At 61.7% G+C, this 22229-nt stretch carries 15 protein-coding genes; 11 read left to right on the top strand and 4 right to left on the bottom strand.

The genetic code is table 11. The features are described 5' to 3' along the window. The first annotated feature begins 33 nt into the window (after positions 1 to 33). The 7 genes from GTP45_RS15010 (at position 34) to GTP45_RS14980 (ending at position 13897) form a co-directional block, all read left to right on the top strand. Positions 34 to 372, top strand: coding sequence for a P-II family nitrogen regulator (locus GTP45_RS15010; RefSeq protein ID WP_008447011.1), 339 nt, complete (start codon positions 34 to 36; stop codon positions 370 to 372). Between the two features lie 140 nt (positions 373 to 512). Then, positions 513 to 1928, top strand: a complete 1416-nt coding sequence (locus GTP45_RS15005; RefSeq protein ID WP_161014664.1) for an aryl-sulfate sulfotransferase — start codon at positions 513 to 515, stop codon at positions 1926 to 1928. 83 nt (positions 1929 to 2011) lie between these two features. After that, a complete protein-coding gene (locus GTP45_RS15000; protein ID WP_161014663.1) occupies positions 2012 to 4372 on the top strand; it encodes a TonB-dependent receptor in 2361 nt (786 codons plus the stop codon). A gap of 16 nt (positions 4373 to 4388) precedes the next feature. After that, a complete protein-coding gene (locus GTP45_RS14995) occupies positions 4389 to 5783 on the top strand; it encodes a sulfatase family protein (protein WP_229258468.1) in 1395 nt (464 codons plus the stop codon). Between the two features lie 325 nt (positions 5784 to 6108). Next, complete coding sequence (locus GTP45_RS14990) at positions 6109 to 8952, top strand: TonB-dependent receptor (RefSeq protein WP_161014662.1); 2844 nt, start codon at positions 6109 to 6111, stop codon at positions 8950 to 8952. A 270-nt stretch (positions 8953 to 9222) separates the two neighbouring features. Further along, the gene (locus GTP45_RS14985; protein WP_161014661.1) at positions 9223 to 10794 is read left to right on the top strand and encodes a tryptophan halogenase family protein; all 1572 of its coding nucleotides are present in this window, start codon (positions 9223 to 9225) and stop codon (positions 10792 to 10794) included. A gap of 58 nt (positions 10795 to 10852) precedes the next feature. Beyond that, positions 10853 to 13897 (top strand): TonB-dependent receptor, encoded by a 3045-nt coding sequence (locus GTP45_RS14980; protein WP_161014660.1) that lies wholly within the window; start codon positions 10853 to 10855, stop codon positions 13895 to 13897. On the opposite strand, the gene GTP45_RS14975 is transcribed toward GTP45_RS14980, so the two are convergent. From GTP45_RS14975 to trxB, 3 genes are all read right to left on the bottom strand, one after another. Further along, positions 13898 to 14533, bottom strand: a complete 636-nt coding sequence (locus GTP45_RS14975; RefSeq protein WP_161014659.1) for a trimeric intracellular cation channel family protein — start codon at positions 14531 to 14533, stop codon at positions 13898 to 13900. 89 nt (positions 14534 to 14622) lie between these two features. Then, a complete protein-coding gene (locus GTP45_RS14970) occupies positions 14623 to 15285 on the bottom strand; it encodes a Smr/MutS family protein (RefSeq protein ID WP_161014658.1) in 663 nt (220 codons plus the stop codon). A gap of 5 nt (positions 15286 to 15290) precedes the next feature. Further along, on the bottom strand, positions 15291 to 16244 hold the full coding sequence (gene trxB / locus GTP45_RS14965) for a thioredoxin-disulfide reductase (RefSeq protein WP_161014657.1): 954 nt from the start codon (positions 16242 to 16244) through the stop codon (positions 15291 to 15293). Between the two features lie 215 nt (positions 16245 to 16459). Here trxB and GTP45_RS14960 point away from each other — a divergent pair, with 215 nt between their 5' ends. The 4 genes from GTP45_RS14960 to GTP45_RS14945 all read left to right on the top strand — a co-directional run bounded on the left by GTP45_RS14960 (position 16460) and on the right by GTP45_RS14945 (position 21772). Then, positions 16460 to 18856 (top strand): DNA translocase FtsK, encoded by a 2397-nt coding sequence (locus GTP45_RS14960; protein WP_161014656.1) that lies wholly within the window; start codon positions 16460 to 16462, stop codon positions 18854 to 18856. A 13-nt stretch (positions 18857 to 18869) separates the two neighbouring features. Then, positions 18870 to 19502 (top strand): outer membrane lipoprotein chaperone LolA, encoded by a 633-nt coding sequence (lolA, locus tag GTP45_RS14955; RefSeq protein WP_161014655.1) that lies wholly within the window; start codon positions 18870 to 18872, stop codon positions 19500 to 19502. Positions 19503 to 19566: 64 nt separating this feature from the next. Beyond that, positions 19567 to 20871 (top strand): replication-associated recombination protein A, encoded by a 1305-nt coding sequence (locus GTP45_RS14950; protein WP_161014654.1) that lies wholly within the window; start codon positions 19567 to 19569, stop codon positions 20869 to 20871. A 58-nt stretch (positions 20872 to 20929) separates the two neighbouring features. Beyond that, positions 20930 to 21772 carry an alpha/beta fold hydrolase gene (locus GTP45_RS14945; RefSeq protein ID WP_161014653.1) on the top strand — a complete coding sequence of 281 codons (843 nt, stop codon included), beginning with the start codon at positions 20930 to 20932 and terminating at the stop codon, positions 21770 to 21772. Here the strand turns inward: GTP45_RS14945 and GTP45_RS14940 are convergent. Further along, entirely contained in the window at positions 21769 to 22188 is a 420-nt protein-coding gene (locus GTP45_RS14940; protein WP_161014652.1) for a hypothetical protein, read from the bottom strand. The two genes, GTP45_RS14945 and GTP45_RS14940, sit on opposite strands and share 4 nt — an antisense overlap. Positions 22189 to 22229: the final 41 nt, after the last annotated feature.

Raw genomic sequence — 22229 nt, 5'->3', positions numbered from 1 at the left:
CGATTACAATAAACCTTTAGATAAGGAGAAGTCATGAAACAGATCACCGCGGTAATTAAGCCGTTCAAGTTGGATGAAGTACGCGAGGCGCTGGCGGAAGTCAACGTCACTGGTCTGACCGTGACCGAAGTGAAGGGCTTTGGCCGCCAGAAGGGCCACACCGAACTGTATCGCGGCGCTGAATATGTCGTCGACTTCCTGCCGAAAGTTAAAGTGGAAGTGGTGGTTGATGACGGCGTGGCTGAGCAAGTGGTGGACGCCATCATCAAGGCCGCACGCACCGGCAAAATCGGCGACGGCAAAATCTTCGTGCAGAACGTGGAGCAGGTGATCCGTATCCGTACCGGTGAGACTGGCGCAGACGCAGTCTAAGCAAACACGTTTTCTGCCTTACTCAAAAATGCCGGATCATCCGGCATTTTTTTTATATCCTTGCTTGGTTATATTAGTTCTCGATTTGTAGGTCGTTTCGTAATATAGACACACTGTCCACATCCGTGAGAGCCCGTGTCATGAGCAAACATACCTATAAAATTGCCGCGTTGTCCCTGTTGTCCATGGCCGCCAACTTGAGCGCGGCGCCCAGTGTTTATCCCACCGGCGTTACCCGCTACGATACCGCCACCGCGTACAACAGCTACGTGATTTTCAGCGGGCAGGACAAGAAGACTCACCTGATCGATATGAACGGCAACGAGGTGCATAGCTGGAATGCCGAAGGCTTCCCGCCGGTGCTGCTTGATCCAGCTCTGACCGGCGGCCAGCGCGGCAACGTGCTGGTGCAATTGGCCAGCGCACCGGGCACCTCCAACGAAGGCAACGGCTTGCGTAATCAGGCGATTGGCGAACTCGATTGGAATAGCAAGGTGGTGTGGCAGTGGGGCGCGGCAGCCAGCGCGCAGGATGCGTACGCCGCGCCGGTCGAAGGCAAGGCCAACGCGCAAGTGCCGGGCGGCAGCGCCAAGCAGCACCACGATTGGCGCCGCCTGAAGAACGGCAACACGCTGGTGCTGGCGAATCTGGTGCATCCGGTGGCGGGCTTCAGCGCGCCGCAAGTGCTGGATGACGTGATCTACGAGGTCAACAAACAGGGCGACATCGTGTGGAAATGGGTGGCCTCCGAGCACCTCAACGAATTCGGCTTTACGCCTGCCTCGCTCAAGCTGGTGAAGGAGGGCAGTTCGCCGCGCGGCAAGGGCGCGCCGTTTGACTACCTGCACATCAATAATATGTCGGTACTGGGCCCGAACAAGTGGTTCGATGCCGGCGACCAGCGCTTCAACCCGGACAATATCCTGATCGATTCGCGCGAGGCCAACTTCATCGTCATCATCGACAAGCAGACCGGCAAGGTGGTGTGGAATCTCGGCCCGGACTACCCGGCGCAAGTACGCGGCCCGCGTGTGCTGCCGCGTCCGGTGGATCAAATCATTGGCCAGCATGACGCGCACCTGATCGAGCCGGGCCTGCCGGGTGCAGGCAATATCCTCGTGTTCGACAATCAGGGCGAGGCCGGTTATCCGCGCGTCAGCGTTGGTGTGCAGCCGCGTTCGCGCGTGCTGGAAATCGATCCAATCAAAAAGCAAATCGTGTGGGAATACACGGGCGGCGATTCGAACGTGCCGGACTGGGGTTTCTACAGTTCCTTCATCAGCAGCGCCCGCCGCCTGCCGAACGGTAACACCCTGATCGATGAAGGCATGAACGGCCGCATCTTTCAGGTAACGAACAAGGGCGACATCGCCTGGGAATACATCAGCCCTTACTTTGCTCCGACGCCGGTCGCCGGCGCGGGCAAGCCGGTGCTGAGCAATTGGCTGTACCGCGCCCAACCGGTGCCGTACGACTGGGTGCCGGAAGGCACGCCACGCTCTGAGAAAGCGGTGATCCCGCCTGAACCGGGCAAGTTCCGCGTAGCTACGAACTAAACACGCGCTGATCCAATAACGACAACACGCGCCGGCCTCCATGCCGGCGTGCGGGATCCCTTACACTTTTTTTCGGACTCATCATGCAACAGAAAAAACTCGCCGTCGCCATCGCTGCGGCCTATGGCATCGCCTTCGCTGTCGCCCCGCAGGCGCTGGCTCAAAACGCTGCGGCGCTGGCCGTGGCCGCGATTTCGGATACTGCGGTGGAGGCGGCCGCCGCGGCGGACGGCGTCGATGGCGTGGGCGCCGCCGGCGCCGATGTGTCGCAAGTGATTGCCAGCGTCACCGTCTCCACCCGCCGCCGCAACGAGACCTCGCAAAGCGTGCCAACCACCATGAGCGTGCTTGACGATAAGACGCTGGAAAACAACCGCGTCTACCGCGTGCAGGATTTGCAGCAACTGCTGCCCAGCACCACGGTCAACTTCGTGCACGCGCGCCAACTGAGCTTTGCCGTGCGCGGCCTCGGCAACAATACCGCCAGCGATGGACTGGAAGGCAGCGTCGGCCTGTATCTCGATAACGTCTACCTGGCGCGCCCCGGCATGGCGGCGTTTGATGCGCTCGATGTGCAGCAACTGGAACTGCTGCGCGGCCCGCAAGGCACGCTGTTTGGCAAGAACACCACGGCTGGCGTGTTGAATATCACGACCAGGCAGCCGACCTTCCGCAGCGAGAACTCGGCCTCGGTATCGGCAGGGCAGGACAAGTTCGCGCAAGGTAAGGCCAGTATCTCCGGCGCGTTCTCGGACACGCTGGCCGGCCGCTTGTCGGTCTACAAGACGCACGAGGGCGGCTACATCAAGAACGTCTACACCGGCAAGGACGTGCAGGGTGGCGACCGCCAGGGCGTGCGTGCGCAATTGCTGTGGGAGCCGAATGACAAGGTCAGCGCGCGCGTGATTGCCGACTACAACGAGGAAGATTCCAACAACGGCACCTTGCTGTTCTTCAGCGCCGGCCCAAGCGGCAAGTGGCTGGCCCAGGCCGCCGCCGTCGGCGGCCACCCGATTACCGACCCTGCACGTCACCAAGTCAGCCTGGACAGCGGCTCGCACGTCAGCGTGCACCAGGGCGGCCTGTCGACCGAGATCAACTGGAAGCTCGATAACGACTACAAGTTCACCTCGATCAGCGCCTTCCGCTTCTGGAACTTCACGCCACGCAATGATGACGGCCTCGACGTGCCAGTTACCCTCAACGTCGGCGCACTGGCGCGTCACCGCCAGTTCACGCAAGAGCTGCGCCTGGCCACGCCGCAGGGGCGCGAAGTGGAATCGGTGGTCGGCGCGTATTACTACTACCAGAATCTCGACAACACCAACTTCACCTACAACGGCCCGCTGGCCGACAAGTTCAACGGCACGCCGAACGGTGCATGGTCCAACATCACCAGCTTTGCCGACGGCCATCTGCGCGTCAACAGCTACGCCTTGTTCGGCCAGTCGATCTGGCACATCGATCCGAAGTGGGACCTGACCGCCGGCCTGCGCGCCACCTACGAGGACAAGCGCGCCTACGAGGTGCGCTACGCTCCGACCGGCGGCGCGGCCGTCACCGGCGCAGCGCTGGCCTCGCGCAACGCCCGCTACGGCGCGTTCAACTCGGGCGACATCAAGCTCAACAACCTGAGTCCGTCAGGCTTGCTGACCTTGGCCTACAAGTTCGACGCCGACGTGCTGGGCTTTGCCACCGTGTCGCACGGCGAGAAATCGGGCGGCATCAACCTGACCGTGCCGGGCGCGGCTGGCGTGTCCTCGCTGAAGATCAACAACGAGAAAGCCAACAACGCCGAGCTCGGCATCAAGAGCAACTTCTGGGAACGTCGCGCGCAGGTCAACGCCAGCGTGTTTGCCAACGTGGTGCGTGGCTACCAAAACAACGCCTACGATCCGTCCACGCAGTCGTCCTACATCACCAACGCCGGCGACGTGCGCAGCCGCGGCGTGGAACTGGAGACCACCTTCCTCGTTGCGCGCGGCTTCACGCTCGGTGCCAACGGCGCCTTCAACGACGTCAAATACCTGAAGTACACCAATGCGCCATGCCCGCCGGAGATCGCCGGCACCTCGTGCAACCTGTCGGGCCGCGCTGCGCTGGTCAACGCGCCGCGCTGGACGAGCAGCCTGAACGCGCAGTTCGCGCAGGCCGTGGCCGAGGGCGTGGAAGCTTACTTCAACGCCAATACCTCGTACCGCACCGAGAGCTTCGGCACGCTGGACGCATCCAGGTACGCCAAGATCCCGGCGTATGCGCTGACCAATTTGTCGGCTGGCGCGCGCTTCAAGGCCGGCGGCGCCAAGTGGGACGTATCGCTGTGGGCCAAGAATGCCTTCGACAAGCTGTACTACACCAGCCTGTGGAACAGCAGCTTCGGCGCCTACAACGCCGTGATCGGCACGCCGCGCACCTTGGGCCTGACTGCCCGCGCAGATTTCTAACCAGGAGACTTAGAGCATGACCAATCATAATCGCCGCCGCATTCTTCAGTCGCTTCCAGCGCTGGCGCTGGCCAACTACTTGCCTTCCGCGCTGGCGGCCAGCAAGCAGCAGCCGAACATCATTTTCATCTTGGCCGACGACCTGGGCCACGCCGATCTGGGCGTGTATGGGCAGACCGATTTCAAGACGCCGCATCTCGACAAGCTGGCCAAGCAGGGCATCCGCTTCAACCAGGCATATGCCAACTCGGCGGTGTGCTCGGCCACGCGCTTTGCGTTGATTACCGGCCGCTACCAGTACCGCCTGCGCGGCGGCCTGGAGGAGCCGATAGCCGGCGCGTCCGATACCATCGGCTTGCCGCCGTCGCATCCGACCTTGCCGTCGCTGCTGAAGCAGCAGGGTTATGGCACGGCGCTGATCGGCAAGTGGCACTTGGGCTACTTGCCGGCCTTTGGCCCGCTGAAAAGCGGCTACGACAGCTTCTTCGGCAACTACGGCGGCGCCATCGATTACTTTACCCACAAGCCGGGCGTGGGCCCGAACGTGAAGGAAGATTTGTACGAGGGCGAGGTGCCGGTGCAGCAGATCGGCTACTACACCGATCTGCTGGGCGCGCGCGCAGTCGACTTCGTCAACAAGCAGCAAGCGGGCAAGCCGTTCCTGCTATCGCTGCATTACACCGCGCCGCATTGGCCGTGGGAAGGTCCGGGCGACGAGGCGATCTCGCGCGACATCGACAACATCTTCCACTACGATGGCGGCGACCTGGCCACTTACGGCCGCATGGTCGAATCGCTGGACGCCTCGATCGGCCGCGTGCTGGCGGCGCTGGAAAAGAAAGGCTTGGCGGACAACACCATCGTCATCTTCACCAGCGACAACGGCGGCGAACGCTTTTCGAAAACCTGGCCGCTGACCGGCCAGAAAACCGAGCTGCTGGAAGGCGGCATCCGCGTGCCGGCCATCTTGCGCTGGCCGGCCAGGGTGAAAGCAGGGCAGGTGAGCGAGCAGGTGGCAATCAGCATGGACTGGCTGCCGACCTTGCTGGCAGCCGCCGGCGGCGCACCCGATCCGCAATACCCGACCGACGGCCAGAACCTGCTGCCGATCCTGACCGGCCAGGCGCCCAACAACGAGCGCACGCTGCTGTGGCGCTACAAGGCGAACGCCCAGCGCGCGATCCGATCCGGTAACTGGAAATACCTGAAGATCGGCAAGAACGAGTTCCTGTTCGACGTGGTGAAAGACGCGCGCGAACGCGCCAACCTCGCCAAGCGCCACCCGGAGGTGTTCGAGCAGTTGAAGGCGCAGTGGGAAACGTGGGACAAGGACATGCTGCCGATTACCGCCGATGTCCGCACGCATGGCGTCGGCGGCAAGGTGCAGGCCGACCGTTACGGCGTGGACTAAATAAAGAGCGCAATCAAGCGATCCTGCACGGCGCAAGCTGGCGGCCGCGGCCCGCGCGGCCGAAAACCAATAGTAGTTAATTTTGGTGCGTTAAGAAACTATTATGGTGCAAGTGCGCACCGTCAAAAGGCATTTTCTCCTATGTGTTGCATCTATGTTGAAAGCTGGTGGCTATTTAATTGACACCTAGTGTCAGTGCATGATTCCATGCGCAGCTGTAACCGAAAGTTAAAAGGTTGCTTACCAAGCGATGCCTGCTCACACACCCATGTGAATCCCGCAGGCAGGTTCAACAAAATTGGCCCTAAGCCAAGGAGAAATATTGATGAAGTTGCGCATGAAATCGATGCCACTGGCGATTTTCCAGATCGTTGCCAGCGGTGCGTTGTCTATGGCGGTTGCCCACCCGGCATTTGCCCAGGAAACTCAAGCCGCGCCGCAGCGCGTGGTGATTACCGGCTCGCTGATCAGCCGCGCCGACAAGGAAGGTACCAGCCCGGTACAGATCCTGACGGCCGAAGACCTGGTTCGCACCGGTTCGACCTCGATCGCGGAAGTACTGAGCAATCTGTCGGCCAATGGCCAGGGTGCACTGGGTAGTGGTTTCTCCGGCGCGTTTGCAAATGGCGGCGCCGGCGTTTCGCTGCGCGGCCTCACCGTCGGCCTGACTTTGGTGCTGATCGACGGCAAGCGCATGGCGCCATACCCGCTGTCGGATGACGCACAGCGCCAGTTCGTTGACGTCTCCAACATTCCATTCGACGCGGTTGACCACATCGAAGTGCTGAAGGACGGCGCATCGTCGATTTACGGCTCCGACGCGATTGCGGGCGTGGTCAACATCATCCTGAAGAAGAGCTTCAAGGGTACCGCCCTGCGTGCCGACGCGGGCAGCTCGCAGCACGGCGGCGGCACCATGTACAAGACCGCGATCACGCACGGCTTCGGTGATCTGGAGGCCGACGGCTACAACCTGTTCGGCTCGCTCGAACTGCGCCATTCGGAAGCCATCAAGGTCGCCGACCGCGACAACTACCTGTGGGCGCAGGGCGACTGGAGCGCCCGCGGCGGTATCAACCTGAACCGCGGTGTGCCGAATGCATCGAACAACTACCTGGTCGCGACCAGCAGCCCGTTCTTCTACACGCCGAAGGGCGCCGACCCGGTGCACAACCCGGCCAACTACCAGTTCCTGGACACCAACTGCAACTATGCCAAGTACATGAGCGGTGGTTGCGCGATCCGCGACACGGTGTCCTTCCTCCAGCCTGAAACCAAGAACGTCAACGCCCTGGTCGGCTTCACCAAGAAGCTGAACGAAGACTGGCAGCTGTCGGTCAAAGGCTCGGTGTTCCAGCGAGAAAGCGAAAACAACCGCGGCGTGCCGCCGGTCTTCTCGCCGACCAGCTTCGCCGGTAACACCTCGCTGGTACCGGGACAAAACCCGCAAATCGTCAACGTGTACGGCCCGACCACCTTCAAGCAAGGCGTGGCCGGCAACACGCTGGGCGATGGCGCCCGTCTGTACGGCTACATTCCAGGCGTGGATCCTGCCAACACCCAGAAAAACAAGGCGACCTCGTCGCGCTTGGTCGCCAACCTGGACGGCAGCTGGAACGACTGGGAGCTGAAAGCGGCGGCCGGTTTCACCCGCGTGAAGACCGACATCGACTACAGTGGTTACGTGGATCGCGTCGCGCTGTACAAGGCGTTTAACCGCGCGACCAATCCGTTCAATCCGCTGGGCGGCAACAGCGCCGCGGACATGGCGGCGATTGCACCGCGCTTCAGCAACGAAGCCACCTCGACGCTGACCTTTGCCGACGCCAGCGCTTCGCACGAGTTGATGCAATTGCCGGGTGGCCCGATGGGCCTGGCGGTTGGCGTCAGCTACATGAAGAAGAAAATGGAATCGCCGTCGGCAGCGCTGCTGGCGAACGGTATCGTCGGCAACGGCGCAGCGTACGTGCTCGGCGAAGAGAAAAACGCCGCAGCCTTTGCGCAGGTACTGGCGCCAGTGCTGAAAAACCTGGAGCTGGAAGCCTCGGCACGTTTCGACCATTACGATACCTATGGCCGTTCGTTCACGCCGAAAGCCGGTTTCAAGTGGAAGCCGGCCGACATCATCGGCCTGCGCGGCACCTTCTCGAAAGGCTTCCGTGCACCTAACGCGGCGGAAAATGGCACTGCCGGTTCGTTCTTCACGTTCCACTCGGTGAACGATCCTATCCTGTGCGCCGACGGCAATCCTAAGACCAAGGGCAATGTGCCAACCGCCTGCGCGATGTCGCCGGCCTTCGTCCAGCTGACCACCAAGGATCTGGCGCCCGAGAAGTCGAAGTCGTACACCTTCGGCGCGATCATCGAGCCGACCCGCTACTTCAGTTCGACCGTGGACTACTACCGCATCGAAGTCAAGAACCAGATCAACACCGCTTCCGGCGTGCCTGGTTTCGTGCCTTCGTACGTGCGCAACGCCGTGTTCCCAGTCGATATCGCTGATGGCAATGGCGGTGTGGTGCAAGGTCTGCCATCGGTCGGCACCATCGCCTACGCGACTTCCGGCTATGTCAACTCGGGCGGCACCACCACCAGCGGCGTGGAGTTCAATTTCAAGCTGACCGGCAAGACCGCCGACTACGGCAACTTCCTGGCCGACCTGAACTTCAACCACATGATCAGCTACGTGCTGAGCTCGAACGGTGTGGATTATGAACTGGCTGGCACCCACGGCCCTTCGGTCATTTCCGGCGACACCGGCAATCCGAAAAACCGCGCACAGCTGAAGCTGGGCTGGGAAAAAGGCCCGCTGACCGCCACCACGACCTTCAACTGGGTAGGTTCGTTCTCGGCGCTGGATCCATCGGTAGAAGTGACCGACTGCACCAAGATCACCTCGATCTCGAGCCGGACGTACTTCTTCGGCAAGGACGTACCGCTGAACTACTGCCACATCCCGTCGTTCATGTCGACCGATCTGAACCTCAGCTACAAGTACAGCAAGAACCTGACCTTCAAGGCCTCGGTGCAGAACTTGTTTGACCGTCAGCCACCGATCGACGTCGCCACCTACGGCAACGCCAACAACCTGACGTCCTACAATGCATCGCTGCATCAGGCCGGCGCAGTTGGCCGCTTCTTCGCAGTAGGCGCAAGCTATCAGTTCTAAATGCCTTATCAGGCGTAATGAAGCGGAGCCCTCGTGGCTCCGTTTTTTTTCTTCTATCCTGTTTAGCGAGTGACGTTAAACAGCGACAGTCGCACAATATTCATTTGTTCGTTGCTCGCATCAATGTTAATTTCACATTACTAGCACCCGATGCTGGACTAAAAGAATACTGGAGACGACAATTGAAGACGCTACATCAAGCGGCCACCCCCTTGGCCTTGGTTAAACTCGCCCTTTTTTCGCCTAAGCATGAAAACGTTGTCATCGCTTATGAACAGCAATGACACGCAGGGCGGCGCTATCCGCAAAATCGTTATCGTTGGTGGCGGCACGGCTGGCTGGATGACCGCGGCCCCGCTGGCGCAGCGGCTGGCCAACCATCCCACCCAGCCTTGCGAGGTGATCCTGGTGGAATCGCCCGAGATCGGCACCATCGGCGTCGGCGAGGCGACCCTGCCGACCATCCGCGTCTACAACGCGGCGCTGGGCCTGGATGCAGACGACTTTGTCGCCAAGACCCAGGCCAGCTACAAGCTCGGCATCGAGTTCAAGGACTGGGGCCACCTCGGTAACCGCTTCTTCCACGCTTTCGGCGACTTCGGCCCGGCGTTGGCCGGCTTCGGCGCGCACCAGCATTGGCTGCGGTTGGCGCAAGCCTTCAACCATATGCCGGACATCGAGAACTGGTCGATTCCGTCGGTCATGGCGCGCCACAACAAGTTCGTTCCGCCGAACGAGGAAACGCCGGGCATGACCGACGCCTATTCCTACGGTTTCCATTTCGATGCCAGCCTGTACGCCAAGTACCTGCGCGACTACGCGGTGGCGCGCGGCGCCCAGCGCATCGAAGGCATGATCGTCGAGGTCGAGCAGCATCCCGAGAGCGGCTTTGTCACCGCCGTCAAGCTGCGCGACGGCCGCCGCGTTGAAGGCGATCTGTTTGTCGATTGTTCGGGCTTCCGCGGCCTGCTGATCGAGGGCGCGCTCAAGGCCGGCTACGAGGATTGGAGCGATTACCTGCCGTGCAATAGCGCGCTGGCCGTGCCATGCGCCTCGGCCCCCAGGCTGACGCCGTACACCCGCTCCACCGCCAAGGAAGCGGGCTGGCTCTGGCGCATCCCCTTGCAGCACCGCATCGGCAACGGCCACGTGTACAGCAACGGTTTTACCAGCGACGAGCAGGCGCGCCGCGCGCTGCTTGACGGCCTCGATGGCGAGGCGCTGGACGAGCCGCGCCAGATCCGCTTCGTGACCGGGCGGCGGCGCAAGTCGTGGGACAAGAACGTGGTGGCGATCGGCCTGTCGGCCGGTTTCGTCGAGCCGCTGGAATCGACCAGCATCAACCTGATTGAAACGGCGGTGGGCAAGCTGCTCGAATTATTCCCAGACCGCGATTGCAGCCCCGCGCTGGCGGACGAATTCAACCGCGTGATGGGCATCCGCTACGAATCGGTGCGCGACTTCATCGTGCTGCACTACAAGCTGACCAAGCGCGACGACTCGGAATTCTGGCGCTATTGCGCCAACATGGCCATCCCCGACTCGCTGCGCCACCAGATCGAGCTGTTCCGCGAGACCGGACGGGTGGCAATTGTCGATCGCGGCGGCTTTGCCGAGCCGTCGTTCGTGGCAATGATGATGGGGCTGGGCGCGCTGCCCAAGCGCTACGACCCGCTGGCCGAGCGCGTCGACCTGCGCGCCGTGCACGGCCACTTCGCCGCGCTGCGCGAAATGATCGCGCAGGCCGTCACCAGGATGCCGGATCACGGCGCCTACGTCGCGCGCCAGGCAGCGGCAGGTAAGGCTTTAACGAATCCAAATCAAAAACTCATGGAGGCATAACTTTCAACGATTACTTGCGGTACCAATGAAAAAAACCTAGAAGAGGGAGAGAGACAAATTGAATAAGTTACAGAAAACTGCGATCGCCGCTGCGGTCGCACAAGTGGCCGCGCTGCACGCCAGCCCGGTATGGGCCCAGACTGCGGAGCCTGCCAACCCCGGCACCACTGTGGTGGTGAGCGGCCAGCGCGCCGCGCTGCAATCGGCGCAAAAGATCAAGCAGAATGCGGACGAGGTGGTCGACTCCATCGTTGCCGAAGACATCGGCAAGCTGCCCGACCGCTCGGTCACCGAGGTGCTGCAGCGCATCGCCGGCGTCACCATCGACCGCAATATGGCGGGCGACCCGAACCGCCAGGCGGTCGAGGGTTCCGGCGTGTCGGTGCGCGGCCTGACCTATGTGCGTTCTGAAATCAACGGCCGCGATGCGTTCTCCGCCGGCGGCGGCCGCTCGCTCGGCTTCGGCGACGTGTCGCCGGAGATGATGGCTGCCGTCGACCTGTACAAGAATCCGTCGGCGGAGCAGATCGAGGGCGGCGTTGCCGGCCTGGTTAACTTGCGCACCGCCATGCCGTTCGACTTCAAGGGTTTCAAGGGCACGCTGGGCGCGTCGGAAACCTATTCCACGCTGCGCAAGGGCAAGCTGGAACCGACCGGCACCATCTTGCTGTCCAACCGCTGGACGACGGAGCTCGGCGAGATCGGCGCCCTGATCGACGTCACCCATGCCAATAGCCCAAGCCGCTCGGACAGCGTGACCGTCGACCCGTACTTCCCGCACGTGAACTCGACCGACCCGGCCAAGTACGACCGCTCCAAGACGCAGTGGATCCCGCTGGGCGTCGGTTATCGCTCGCAGGATTTCGACCGCACCCGCCGCGGCGATTACGCGGCCCTGCAATGGCGCCCGAACCGGGATCTGACCGCCGCGCTGACCTACTTCAAAACCCGCTACAAGGAAGACCTGGACGAGCACGTGGTCGCCTCGTCCGAGGACAAGTGGTATCAGCAGGTGGCCAGCGCCAACTCGGTGTTCGACAAGAACGGCGCGTTCCAGAGCGGCACCATCTCGAATCCGACCTACGGCGGTTCGCCGTTCAACAGCTCGCAGCGTATCAATACCCGCGAATCGACCACCCGCGACATCGCCCTGAACGTCGACTGGCGCCTGTCGCCGTCCGTGAAATGGACGAATGATTTCCAGCACGTGCGCTCGACCACCGAGGGCTTCGACGCCGATGTCTCGACCGGTTTCATTTTGCCGAACCAGACCATGGATTTGAGCGGCAGCGTGCCGCAGATCGGCCTCGGTTCGGCGGCCTACATGGCCGATCCGAAAAACTACTACTGGGCCTACACGCAGGAAGCGCTGGATCGCGCCACAGCCACCCAGAAAGCGTGGAAATCCGACCTCAAATATTCGTTTGACGACCCGGTGCTGCGCGATATCCGCTTTGGTGTGCGCTTTGCCGACCGCGAGGGCGAGAACCACAAGGCCCAGAAGTTCTACAACTGGCAGGCGATTACCTTCCCGTGGATGGAGGGCTGGCAGATCAACGGCGTGGCGCGCCTGAGCGATCCGCGCTTTGCCGGCGGCGCCTCGCTGCAAACCATCGACAACTTCTTCGGCGGTAAATACACGCTGCCGCCGATGCTGTTCGCCGACGAGGCCACCGTGCGCGGCTTCCCTGACCAGTGGAGCAAGATCCACGCTTACCACGATGTGCTGTGCGCCGAAAAAGGCTCGACCTGCGATCCGTGGAAGGCGGCCAGCTTCAACGACCCGGCCGCCACCAACACGCAGCGCGAGAAGACGCAATCGGCCTACACGCAGCTGCGCTTCGGCTGGGATGACCTCAAGTACCCGATCGACGGCAACATCGGCGTCCGCTTCGTGCGCACGCGGGGCGAGGGCCGCGGTTACGTCGCCTATACGCCGCCATCCGTGCCGTCGATTCCCGCCGGCGCCAATGTGACCGGTCAGGACAAGCTGATCAACATCGCCCAGTTCGCGGAAGCGCAGTCGTACAAGAACTCCTACAACAACTGGCTGCCGAGCCTGAACCTGAAACTGAAGGCCAGCGAGGAGTTGCAGTTCCGCTTTGCGCTGGGCAAGGGCATGTCGCGCCCGGACTTCAACCAGCTGCAGGTACAGACCACGCTGAACGCCCAGCACTTGCAGACCACCATCAAGGATGCCCAGGGCAACACTACCGGGGTGCAGTTCAACGGCACCAGCCTGACCGGCACCAGCGACGGCAACCCGATGCTGAAGCCGACCACCTCCACCAACATCGACCTGACCGCCGAGTGGTACTTCGCCAAGGCAGGCTCGCTGACGCTGGCAGTGTTCGACAAAGACCTGAAGGACATCATCACCACGCAGAACTACGCGTACAAGGCGAAGGACACCAGCGGCAAGGAGCAAACCTTCGTGGTCACCGGCCCGGTCAACGGCGCCAAGGGCTATGCGCGCGGCTTCGAGATCGCCCACCAGCAGTACTACGACTTCGTGCCGGCTTGGCTGCGCGGTATCGGCACCCAGGCCAGCTGGACTTATGTGAAGAGCGAGCGCACGCTGAAGAATCCGGTGTTTGAGGCATGGTGCTCGGGTAACGACGCCTCGTCCAACTTCAACCTGAGCATCAATGGCTGCGATACCGACGGCCGCGCCTTCGGCAAGACGCCGTTGCAAGGCTTGTCGCGCAACACGGTCAACTTCGCGGTGGTGTACGAGCAGCATGGCCTGTCGGCGCGCCTGGCCTATAACTGGCGTTCGCGCTACCTGCTGGGCGTGAACCAGTGGGGCAGCCGCGGCAACAACGGCTTGAACACCAATCCGGCCTCCGGCGCGGATCGCTACCTGATCCCGACCACCAACAACGACCAGGCTTTCGGCTTGCCGTTGTACCAGGCGGCATATGGCCAGTTGGACGGCTCGGTGTTCTACGACTTCACGGACAAGTTCCGCCTGGGCCTGGAAGTGACCAACCTGACCAACAAGTACACGCGCCAGATCATGGAGCAGCACGCGGGCACCTTCACCCGCCAGGTCTTCATGAGCGGCCCGCGCTACACCTTGCTGGCCACGTACGCGTTTTAATTAGTGCTTGTGGTAGTGGAGGTGCAGCTCGAACTTCCACGTCACCAGCCGGAGGATGGTGATGAAAGCTGCACTAGTCCACAGGGCCATGTCGTCGGAGACGTCGGTGTATTGGAGGCCGATGTAGAGCCAGGCGCCGAAGAAGGCGCAGATGGCGTAGGGTTTGCCATCGCGGAACACCATCGGCACTTCGTTGCAGACGATGTCGCGCAGCACGCCGCCAAATATGCCGGTGATCACGCCCATCATGGAGGCGATGAACACCGGCATGTGCGCGGCCTGCGCTTGCGACACGCCGGCCACAGTAAACAGGCCGAGGCCAATAGCGTCGGCGACCACGATCACCCGTTCGGAGATGATCTGCTTGACGGTGCGCATCAGCGGTGTCGCCAGCAGGGCCAGCACGAAGATCAGGATCGCGTACTCCTGGTGCATCACCCAGAACAGCGGCCGCTTGTCGAGCAGGATGTCGCGCAGCGTACCGCCGCCAAACGCGGCGATGAACGCCACGGTAAATACCCCCACGATGTCCATGCGCTTGCGGCGCGCCTCCACGAAGCCCGATAACGCCCCCACTAAGATCGCCACGATTTCAATGATGGTAATCAGGGAGACGTGGACAGGAACTGGCTTCATCTAAGTTTATGGACAAGGTTGCAATGGACGTAGGTTAACACGGCAGCCCCGTGCCGTGTAGACCTGTTGCACCAAGTCAACGTTTAGATTTAGCGGGAGGGTAGCAGGGCGGCGCGCAGGAGGACGATCAGGGCGCCTTCGCCGCCTTCGTTGTTGCGGGCCTGGCAGAAGGCGACCACGCCTTTTTGCACCAGCCAGCTGTGCACCATGGACTTGAGCACCGGCTCTTGCCCACGCGAGCCAAAGCCGCGGCCGTGGATCACGCACACGCAGCGGTGGTTGCGCTGCTGCGACTTGGTCAGGAACGCGCCCAGCGCATCGCGCGCCTGGTCGCGGTTCATGCCGTGCAAGTCGAGTTCATCTTGCACCGGCCAGTGGCCCTTGCGCATTTTCTTCATCACGTCAGGGCCTACGCCCGGCGCCGAGTAGTTCAGCGCCGGATCGTCTTCCAGGTAGTGGTCGACTTCAAACAGGTCGGACAGCGATTCCTTGAGCACCAGCGCATCGTCCTCGGCCTGCGTCAGCTTGCGCTTGGGCGCAGCCTCCGGCGCCACCGATTTCGGCACGCTGGGCGGCACGTAGCGATCCGACGCCGGCATGCGCTTCACGCCGCCGAGCGCGGTCTGGAAGATGTTGGCTTCCACCGCCTGCTGCTTTTCCTGCCTGGCGCGCTCCTTCTCAACGACGGCGCGCGCCTCAGCCTGCTCCCTGAGCTGCTTGCCCAGGGATTTCAGGTCTGCGAAGTCTTTCATCGCAATTACTCCTGGCCTTCCAGATAGCGCTGGGCGTCCAGCGCGGCCATGCAGCCGGTGCCGGCGCTGGTGATGGCCTGGCGGTAGATGTGATCCTGCACATCGCCGGCGGCAAACACGCCCGGTACGCTGGTGGCGGTGGCCATGCCTTCGGTGCCGGTCTTGGTCTTGATGTAGCCGTTGTGCATTTCCAGCTGGCCTTCGAAGATGCCGGTGTTTGGCTTGTGGCCGATCGCAATGAACAGGCCGTGCACCGTCACGTCGGTGATGGCGCCGGTGTCGGTCGACTGGATCTTCACGCCGGTCACGCCGCCGTCGTCGCCTACCACTTCGTGCAGGGTGTGGTTGTACTTGATCTCGATCTTGCCTTCGGCGACCTTGGCATTCAGGCGGTCGATCAGGATCGCTTCGGCGCGGAATTTGTCGCGGCGGTGGATCAGGGTGACCTTGGTGGCGATGTTCGACAGGTACAGCGCTTCCTCGACGGCGGTGTTGCCGCCGCCGACCACGGCCACCTGCTGGCCACGGTAGAAGAAGCCGTCGCAGGTGGCGCAAGCCGACACGCCTTTGCCCATGAACGCTTGTTCCGACGGCAGGCCCAGGTACTGGGCCGAGGCGCCGGTGGCGATGATCAGGGTGTCGCAGGTGTACTCGTGGCTGTCGCCGATCAGGCGGATCGGCTTTTCTTGCAGCTTGACGGTGTGGATGTGGTCAAACACGATGTCGGTGTTGAAACGCTCGGCGTGCTGCAGGAAACGCTGCATCAGATCCGGGCCTTGCACGCCCATCGGGTCGGCCGGCCAGTTTTCGACGTCGGTGGTGGTCATCAGCTGGCCGCCTTGCTCAACGCCGGTCACCAGCATCGGCTTCAGGTTGGCGCGCGCGGCGTAGATGGCGGCGCTGTAACCGGCAGGCCCGGAGCCGAGGATCAATACGCGGGCGTGTTTAGGAGTGGTCATGGCAGTATTTCTTAAAGAATGTTGGATTAATCCGAATGTGGGGGCGTACGCAGGCGCAACAAGGGTATGTCGCTATTGCAATAACGCAAGCAATACAAGATTATAGTGCAAGCAGGGAATCAGGACGAATCGTAGGGCCGGTTGTTGCCCTTATGCCTTAGAATACCGCTATCGGAAAATTTCCTGACCGCCAACATTGCATCACCTTTATACCTATGAGCAGTAAAAAAGTTCAGGAGCGCGCGCCGAAAGCGAGCGCTTCCTCCTCGTCCGGCTACACCCGCACCCCGACCGAGCGCCAGCCCCTGCCGAACCGGCTGGTGCGGCTGCTGTCGGAGGCGCGGTGGCTGGCGCTGGCCGTCCTGGGCCTGTATTTCGTGCTGATTCTGGCCACTTACGACAAGGCGGATCCGGGCTGGTCGCACGAGGCCAAGGTGCAGCTGGTGCACAATATGGGCGGCCGCACCGGCGCCTGGCTGTCCGATTTGCTGCTGTATATCTTTGGCCTGTCCGCATGGTGGTGGGCGTTTTGCGTGCTGCGCTTCGTGTGGAAGGGTTACAAGGGGCTGACGCAGAAATACGTGCTCTCGAACGAACCCGAGCCGGAGCATGCGCAGGAAGGCTTGATTCGCGGGATCGGCTTTGTGCTGCTGTTTATCGGCAGCGTCGGCCTTGAGTACCTGCGCTTGCGCACGCTGACCGGCCACGCGCAGTTGCCGCTGGTGTCCGGCGGCGTGCTGGGCAAGCTGATCGGCCATTCGGCGCACGTGGCGTTTGGTTTTACCGGCGCGACCTTGCTGCTGTTGCTGTTGTTCGGCCTGGGCTTCAGCCTGTTCTTCCACGTGTCGTGGATGGCGGTGGCCGAGCGCATCGGCGGTGCGGTGGAAAATGCGGTCGAGTGGTTCGTCCAGCGCTACCAGTACCGCGAGGATCGCCGCCAAGGCGAGGTGGCCGCCGTCAAGCGCGAGGAAGTGGTGGTGCACGAGCGCGCCAAGCACGTCGAGAAGCATCCGGTGGCTGCGCCGACCATCAAGGTCGAGCCGCAAGTGGTTACCGTGGTCAAGTCCGAGCGCGTGGAGAAGGAGCGCCAGGCCAGCCTGTTTACCGACATCCCAAGCGGCGATGGTGCGCTGCCGGCCTTGTCGCTGCTGGATGAGGCGGCCGAGGTACTGGAAACCGTGTCCATCGAAACGCTGGAATTCACCAGCCGCCTGATCGAGAAGAAGCTGTCGGACTTTGGCGTGGAAGCCAAGGTGGTGGCCGCTTATCCGGGCCCGGTCGTGACCCGCTACGAGATCGAGCCGGCCACCGGTGTAAAGGGCAGCCAGATCGTGAACCTGGCGCGCGACCTGGCGCGTTCGCTGTCGCTGACTTCCATCCGCGTGGTTGAAACCATTCCGGGCAAGAATTACATGGCGCTGGAACTGCCGAATCAGAAGCGCCAGATCGTGCGCCTGAGCGAGATCGTCGGTTCCAAGGTCTACAACGACAACGCCTCGCCACTGACCGTGGCGCTGGGCAAGGACATCGCCGGCAAGCCGGTGGTGGCCGACCTGGCCAAGATGCCGCACTTGCTGGTGGCAGGTACCACCGGTTCCGGTAAGTCGGTGGGTATTAATGCGACCATCTTGTCGCTGCTGTACAAGTCCGACCCTAAAGACGTGCGCATGATCCTGATCGATCCGAAGATGCTGGAGATGTCGGTGTATGAAGGCATCCCGCACCTGCTGGCGCCGGTGGTGACCGATATGCGCCAGGCCGGCCACGCGCTGAACTGGGCGGTAAACGAGATGGAGCGCCGCTACAAGCTGATGTCCAAGCTGGGCGTGCGTAACCTGGCCGGCTACAACGCCAAGATCGCCGAGGCCAAGAAGCGCGAAGAACACATTCCGAATCCGTTCAGCCTGACGCCGGATTCGCCGGAGCCGCTGGAAAAACTACCGACCATCGTCATCATCATCGACGAATTGGCCGATCTGATGATGGTGGTCGGTAAGAAGGTGGAAGAACTGATTGCCCGTATCGCGCAGAAAGCCCGTGCGGCAGGCCTGCACTTGATTCTGGCGACGCAGCGCCCATCTGTGGACGTGATTACCGGCCTGATCAAGGCCAATATTCCGACCCGTATCGCGTTCCAGGTGTCGTCCAAGATCGACTCGCGTACCATTCTGGACCAGATGGGTGCTGAAACGCTGCTCGGCATGGGTGACATGCTGTACATGCCGCCGGGCACCGGCCTGCCGGTGCGCGTGCACGGCGCCTTCGTTTCCGATGACGAGGTGCACCGCGTGGTGAAACACTTGAAATCGACCGGCGAGCCGGACTACATCGACGGCATCCTCGAAGGCGGCACGCTGGAAGGCGAGGGCGGCGGTGCCGAAGGCGCGGCAGCGGGCGAGGGTGGCGGCGAAGCCGATCCGATGTACGATCAAGCAGTGCAAGTGGTGCTGAAAAACCGTCGCGCGTCGATCTCGCTGGTGCAGCGTCACCTGCGCATCGGCTACAACCGCGCGGCACGCTTGCTGGAACAGATGGAAAATAGCGGCGTGGTCTCCGCCATGCAATCGAACGGCAACCGCGACATTCTTGTGCCGGCTGCCAGTGCAGAATAAAAGGATAAACCGTATGACGCGTTTTAAAGTAATCGCCGCGCTGACTGCCGGTCTGCTGCTGGCGGGCGGCGTGCAGGCGAGCGCGCTGGAGCAGTTCAAGTCCTTCGTGTCGTCGACCAAGGCGGCCAAGGGCGAATTTGTACAGCGCCAAGTCAAGAACAGCAACGGCGAAGCGCCCAAAGTATCGACGCCGGCGACCGGCACTTTTGTATTTGCCCGTCCCGGCAAGTTCATCTGGACTTACATCAAGCCGTACGAGCAAGTGCTGCAGGCCGATGGCGACAAGCTCTACATCTTCGACAAGGACTTGAACCAGGTCACGGTGAAGAAGCTGGGCGATGCGCTGGGCTCGTCGCCGGCAGCCATCCTGTTCGGCAGCAACGACCTGGAAAAGAACTTCACCCTGAGCGAAGCCGGTACCAAGGATGGCGCGGAACTGCTGAAGGCGGTGCCGAAAGCCAAGGACACCTCGTTCGAGCAAATCGTGATCGGTCTCAAAGACGGCTTGCCGGTGACCATGGAATTGAAGGACAGCTTCGGCCAGTCGTCGGTGCTGACTTTTAAAGGCATAGAAAAAAATCCGGCACTGAATGCCGCGAGTTTTAAATTCGTCATGCCGAAGGGCGCGGACGTATTCAATAATTGATTTGACGTAGCAAGGCATTCCAACGCCGCGGCTGCGATGCTGCGGCGTTTTTCCATTTCAGAACATGGCAGATTTATTTTCCACCGAACCGCGCCAGCCGCTGGCGGAAGCCCTGCGGCCCAAGACGCTAGATGATGTCATCGGCCAGCGCCACTTGCTGGGGCCGGGCAAGCCCTTGCGCCTGGCGTTTGAGTCGGGCCAGCCGCATTCGATGATCCTGTGGGGGCCGCCCGGCGTGGGCAAGACCACGCTGGCGCGCCTGACCGCCAAGGCCTATGACTGCGAGTTCATCGCCTTGTCGGCCGTGTTCTCGGGTGTGAAAGATATCCGCGCGGCGATGGAGCAGGCGCAGCACAACCTCGACATGGGCAAGCACACCATCTTGTTCGTGGATGAGATTCACCGCTTCAATAAATCGCAGCAGGATGCGCTGCTGCCGTATGCCGAGTCTGGCCTCGTGACCTTGATCGGCGCGACCACCGAGAACCCATCGTTCGAGGTGAACTCGGCGCTGCTGTCGCGCTCGCAGGTCTACGTGCTGAAATCGTTCGATGAGAGCGAGCTGCGCCAGATGGTCGGGCGCGCACGCGAGAAAGTGCTGACCCAGCTGGAGTTTGAAGACGCCGCCATCGATACCCTGATCGGCTACGCCGACGGCGACGGCCGCCGCTTGCTGAACCTGCTGGAAGTGACCGGCACCGCCGCCAACGCGGCCAAGACCAACAAGATCACCGCCGAGTTCATCCAGAACGCGCTGACCTTGAACGCGCGCCGCTTCGACAAGGGCGGTGACAATTTCTACGACCAAATCTCGGCCCTGCACAAATCGGTGCGCGGCTCGAATCCCGACGCGGCCCTGTACTGGCTGTGCCGCATGCTGGACGGCGGCGCCGATGCGCGCTACCTGTCGCGGCGCATCGTGCGCATGGCGTGGGAAGACATCGGCCTGGCCGATCCGCGCGCCATGCAAATCGCCAACGACGCGGCCACTACGTTTGAGCGCCTCGGTTCGCCGGAAGGCGAGCTGGCGCTGGGGCAGGCCGTGATCTACCTGGCGATTGCCGCCAAGAGCAACGCCGGCTACAACGCCTTCAACGAAGCGATGGCCTTCGTGCGCAAGGACAAATCGCGCGAAGTGCCGGTGCACCTGCGCAACGCGCCGACCAAGCTGATGAAAGAACTCGGCTACGGCCACGAGTACCGCTACGCCCATGACGAACCGCACGCCTACGCCGCCGGCGAAACCTACTTCCCCGACGATATGCGCGAACCGGGCTGGTACCAGCCTGTCCCGCGCGGCCTCGAAACCAAGATCGCCGATAAAATGGCCTTCTTGCGCAAGCTGGATGAGGACGCCGGCAAAAACTGATGCTGGATGTTGTAAGATAGAACATTCACGAGTTGCCGCATAAGGAGCGAGGAGCAGCATGCAGCCAGCGAAGGTGGTCGACGGTGTCGACATTTTTATCGAAGGTGAGGGCACCGAGACCATCGTCATGATTCATGGCTGGCCGGATACCTATCGCGTGTGGGATGCGCAGGTGGCCGAGCTGAAGCATCGCTACCGCTGCGTACGCTTCACGCTGCCCGGTTTCGATATCGAAAAGCCGCGCCGTTCCTACACCCTCAACGCCATGATCCGCGTGCTGTTGCACATTGTGAACAGCGTCAGCCAGAAGCAGAAGGTGATCCTGATGCTGCACGACTGGGGCTGTGTGTTCGGCTACGAGTTTTATATGCGCAACAAGGCGCTGGTGTCGGCGATAGTCGGCGTCGATATTGGCGATGCACAATCGAAAGCCACTGGCCGCTCGCGCTCGATCGGCCAAAAGATGATGGTGAGCAGTTACCAGAGCACGCTGGCGCTGGCATGGGCCATGGGCGGCCCGGTTGGCAACTTGATGACCAAGACCATGGCCCGCATGCTGGGCGCGCCATCGCCGCGCGAGTACATCAGCTCGGGCATGAATTATCCATATTACATCCTGACCGCTGGCGCGGCCGGTTCGTATAACTCGCTGGTGCCGTTCGTGCCGAAAGTGCCGATGCTGTACATCTACGGCACGCACAAACCGTTCATGTTCCACTCGCCGCAATGGACTGAGAACCTGGCCGCCACGCCAGGCTGCAAAGTGGTCGCGCTGGAAACCGACCATTGGCCGATGCTGCGCGCGCCCGAGCGTTTCAATGACATCGTCATCAAATGGCTGGAAAAACCAGCGCAAAATGATGACGAGAGTTCTTCGTCAGAGGAAGAAGACGCAGCTTAGCGCAGGCGGATTGGCTTCTGGTACGGCGCGAACGGTGGCGGCGGCAGCTGAGCCGAAGCGTAGGCCTGGCGGAAGCACTCGGCCTTCTTGCCTTCGACGTCGGTGGTGGTGCGCGTGACTTTACCGGTCGCATCCAGCGTCAGCACAATCACCACCGGATGCTTGGAGAGATCGTGGCAGTTGCCGCGTTCATCCAGTTTCTTGGCGTTGTTGTAGTTGAGCGAGATGTCCTCGTACTTGGTCGCCTTTTCATTCGGGAACTGGGCGTTGAACTTGTTCATCTCGGCCGCGAAGTTGGGATTGGCCGGCGGCGGCGGTTCATTGTTGTCCCACGACGAGCCGCCCATGGTCGAGCAGCCCGTTGCCATTGCCAGCGCGGCGCCTGCCGCTGCAATTTTCAGAGTATTGATGTTCATAGCTTCTCCTTGAAGGCTGTACTGTTGAGCGCATCGTACAA

It is taken from the genome of Duganella rivi (genome assembly GCF_009857435.1).
Classification (GTDB): Bacteria; Pseudomonadota; Gammaproteobacteria; order Burkholderiales; family Burkholderiaceae_D; genus Rugamonas; species Rugamonas rivi.
This window is presented reverse-complemented; position numbering and strand designations above follow the sequence as displayed.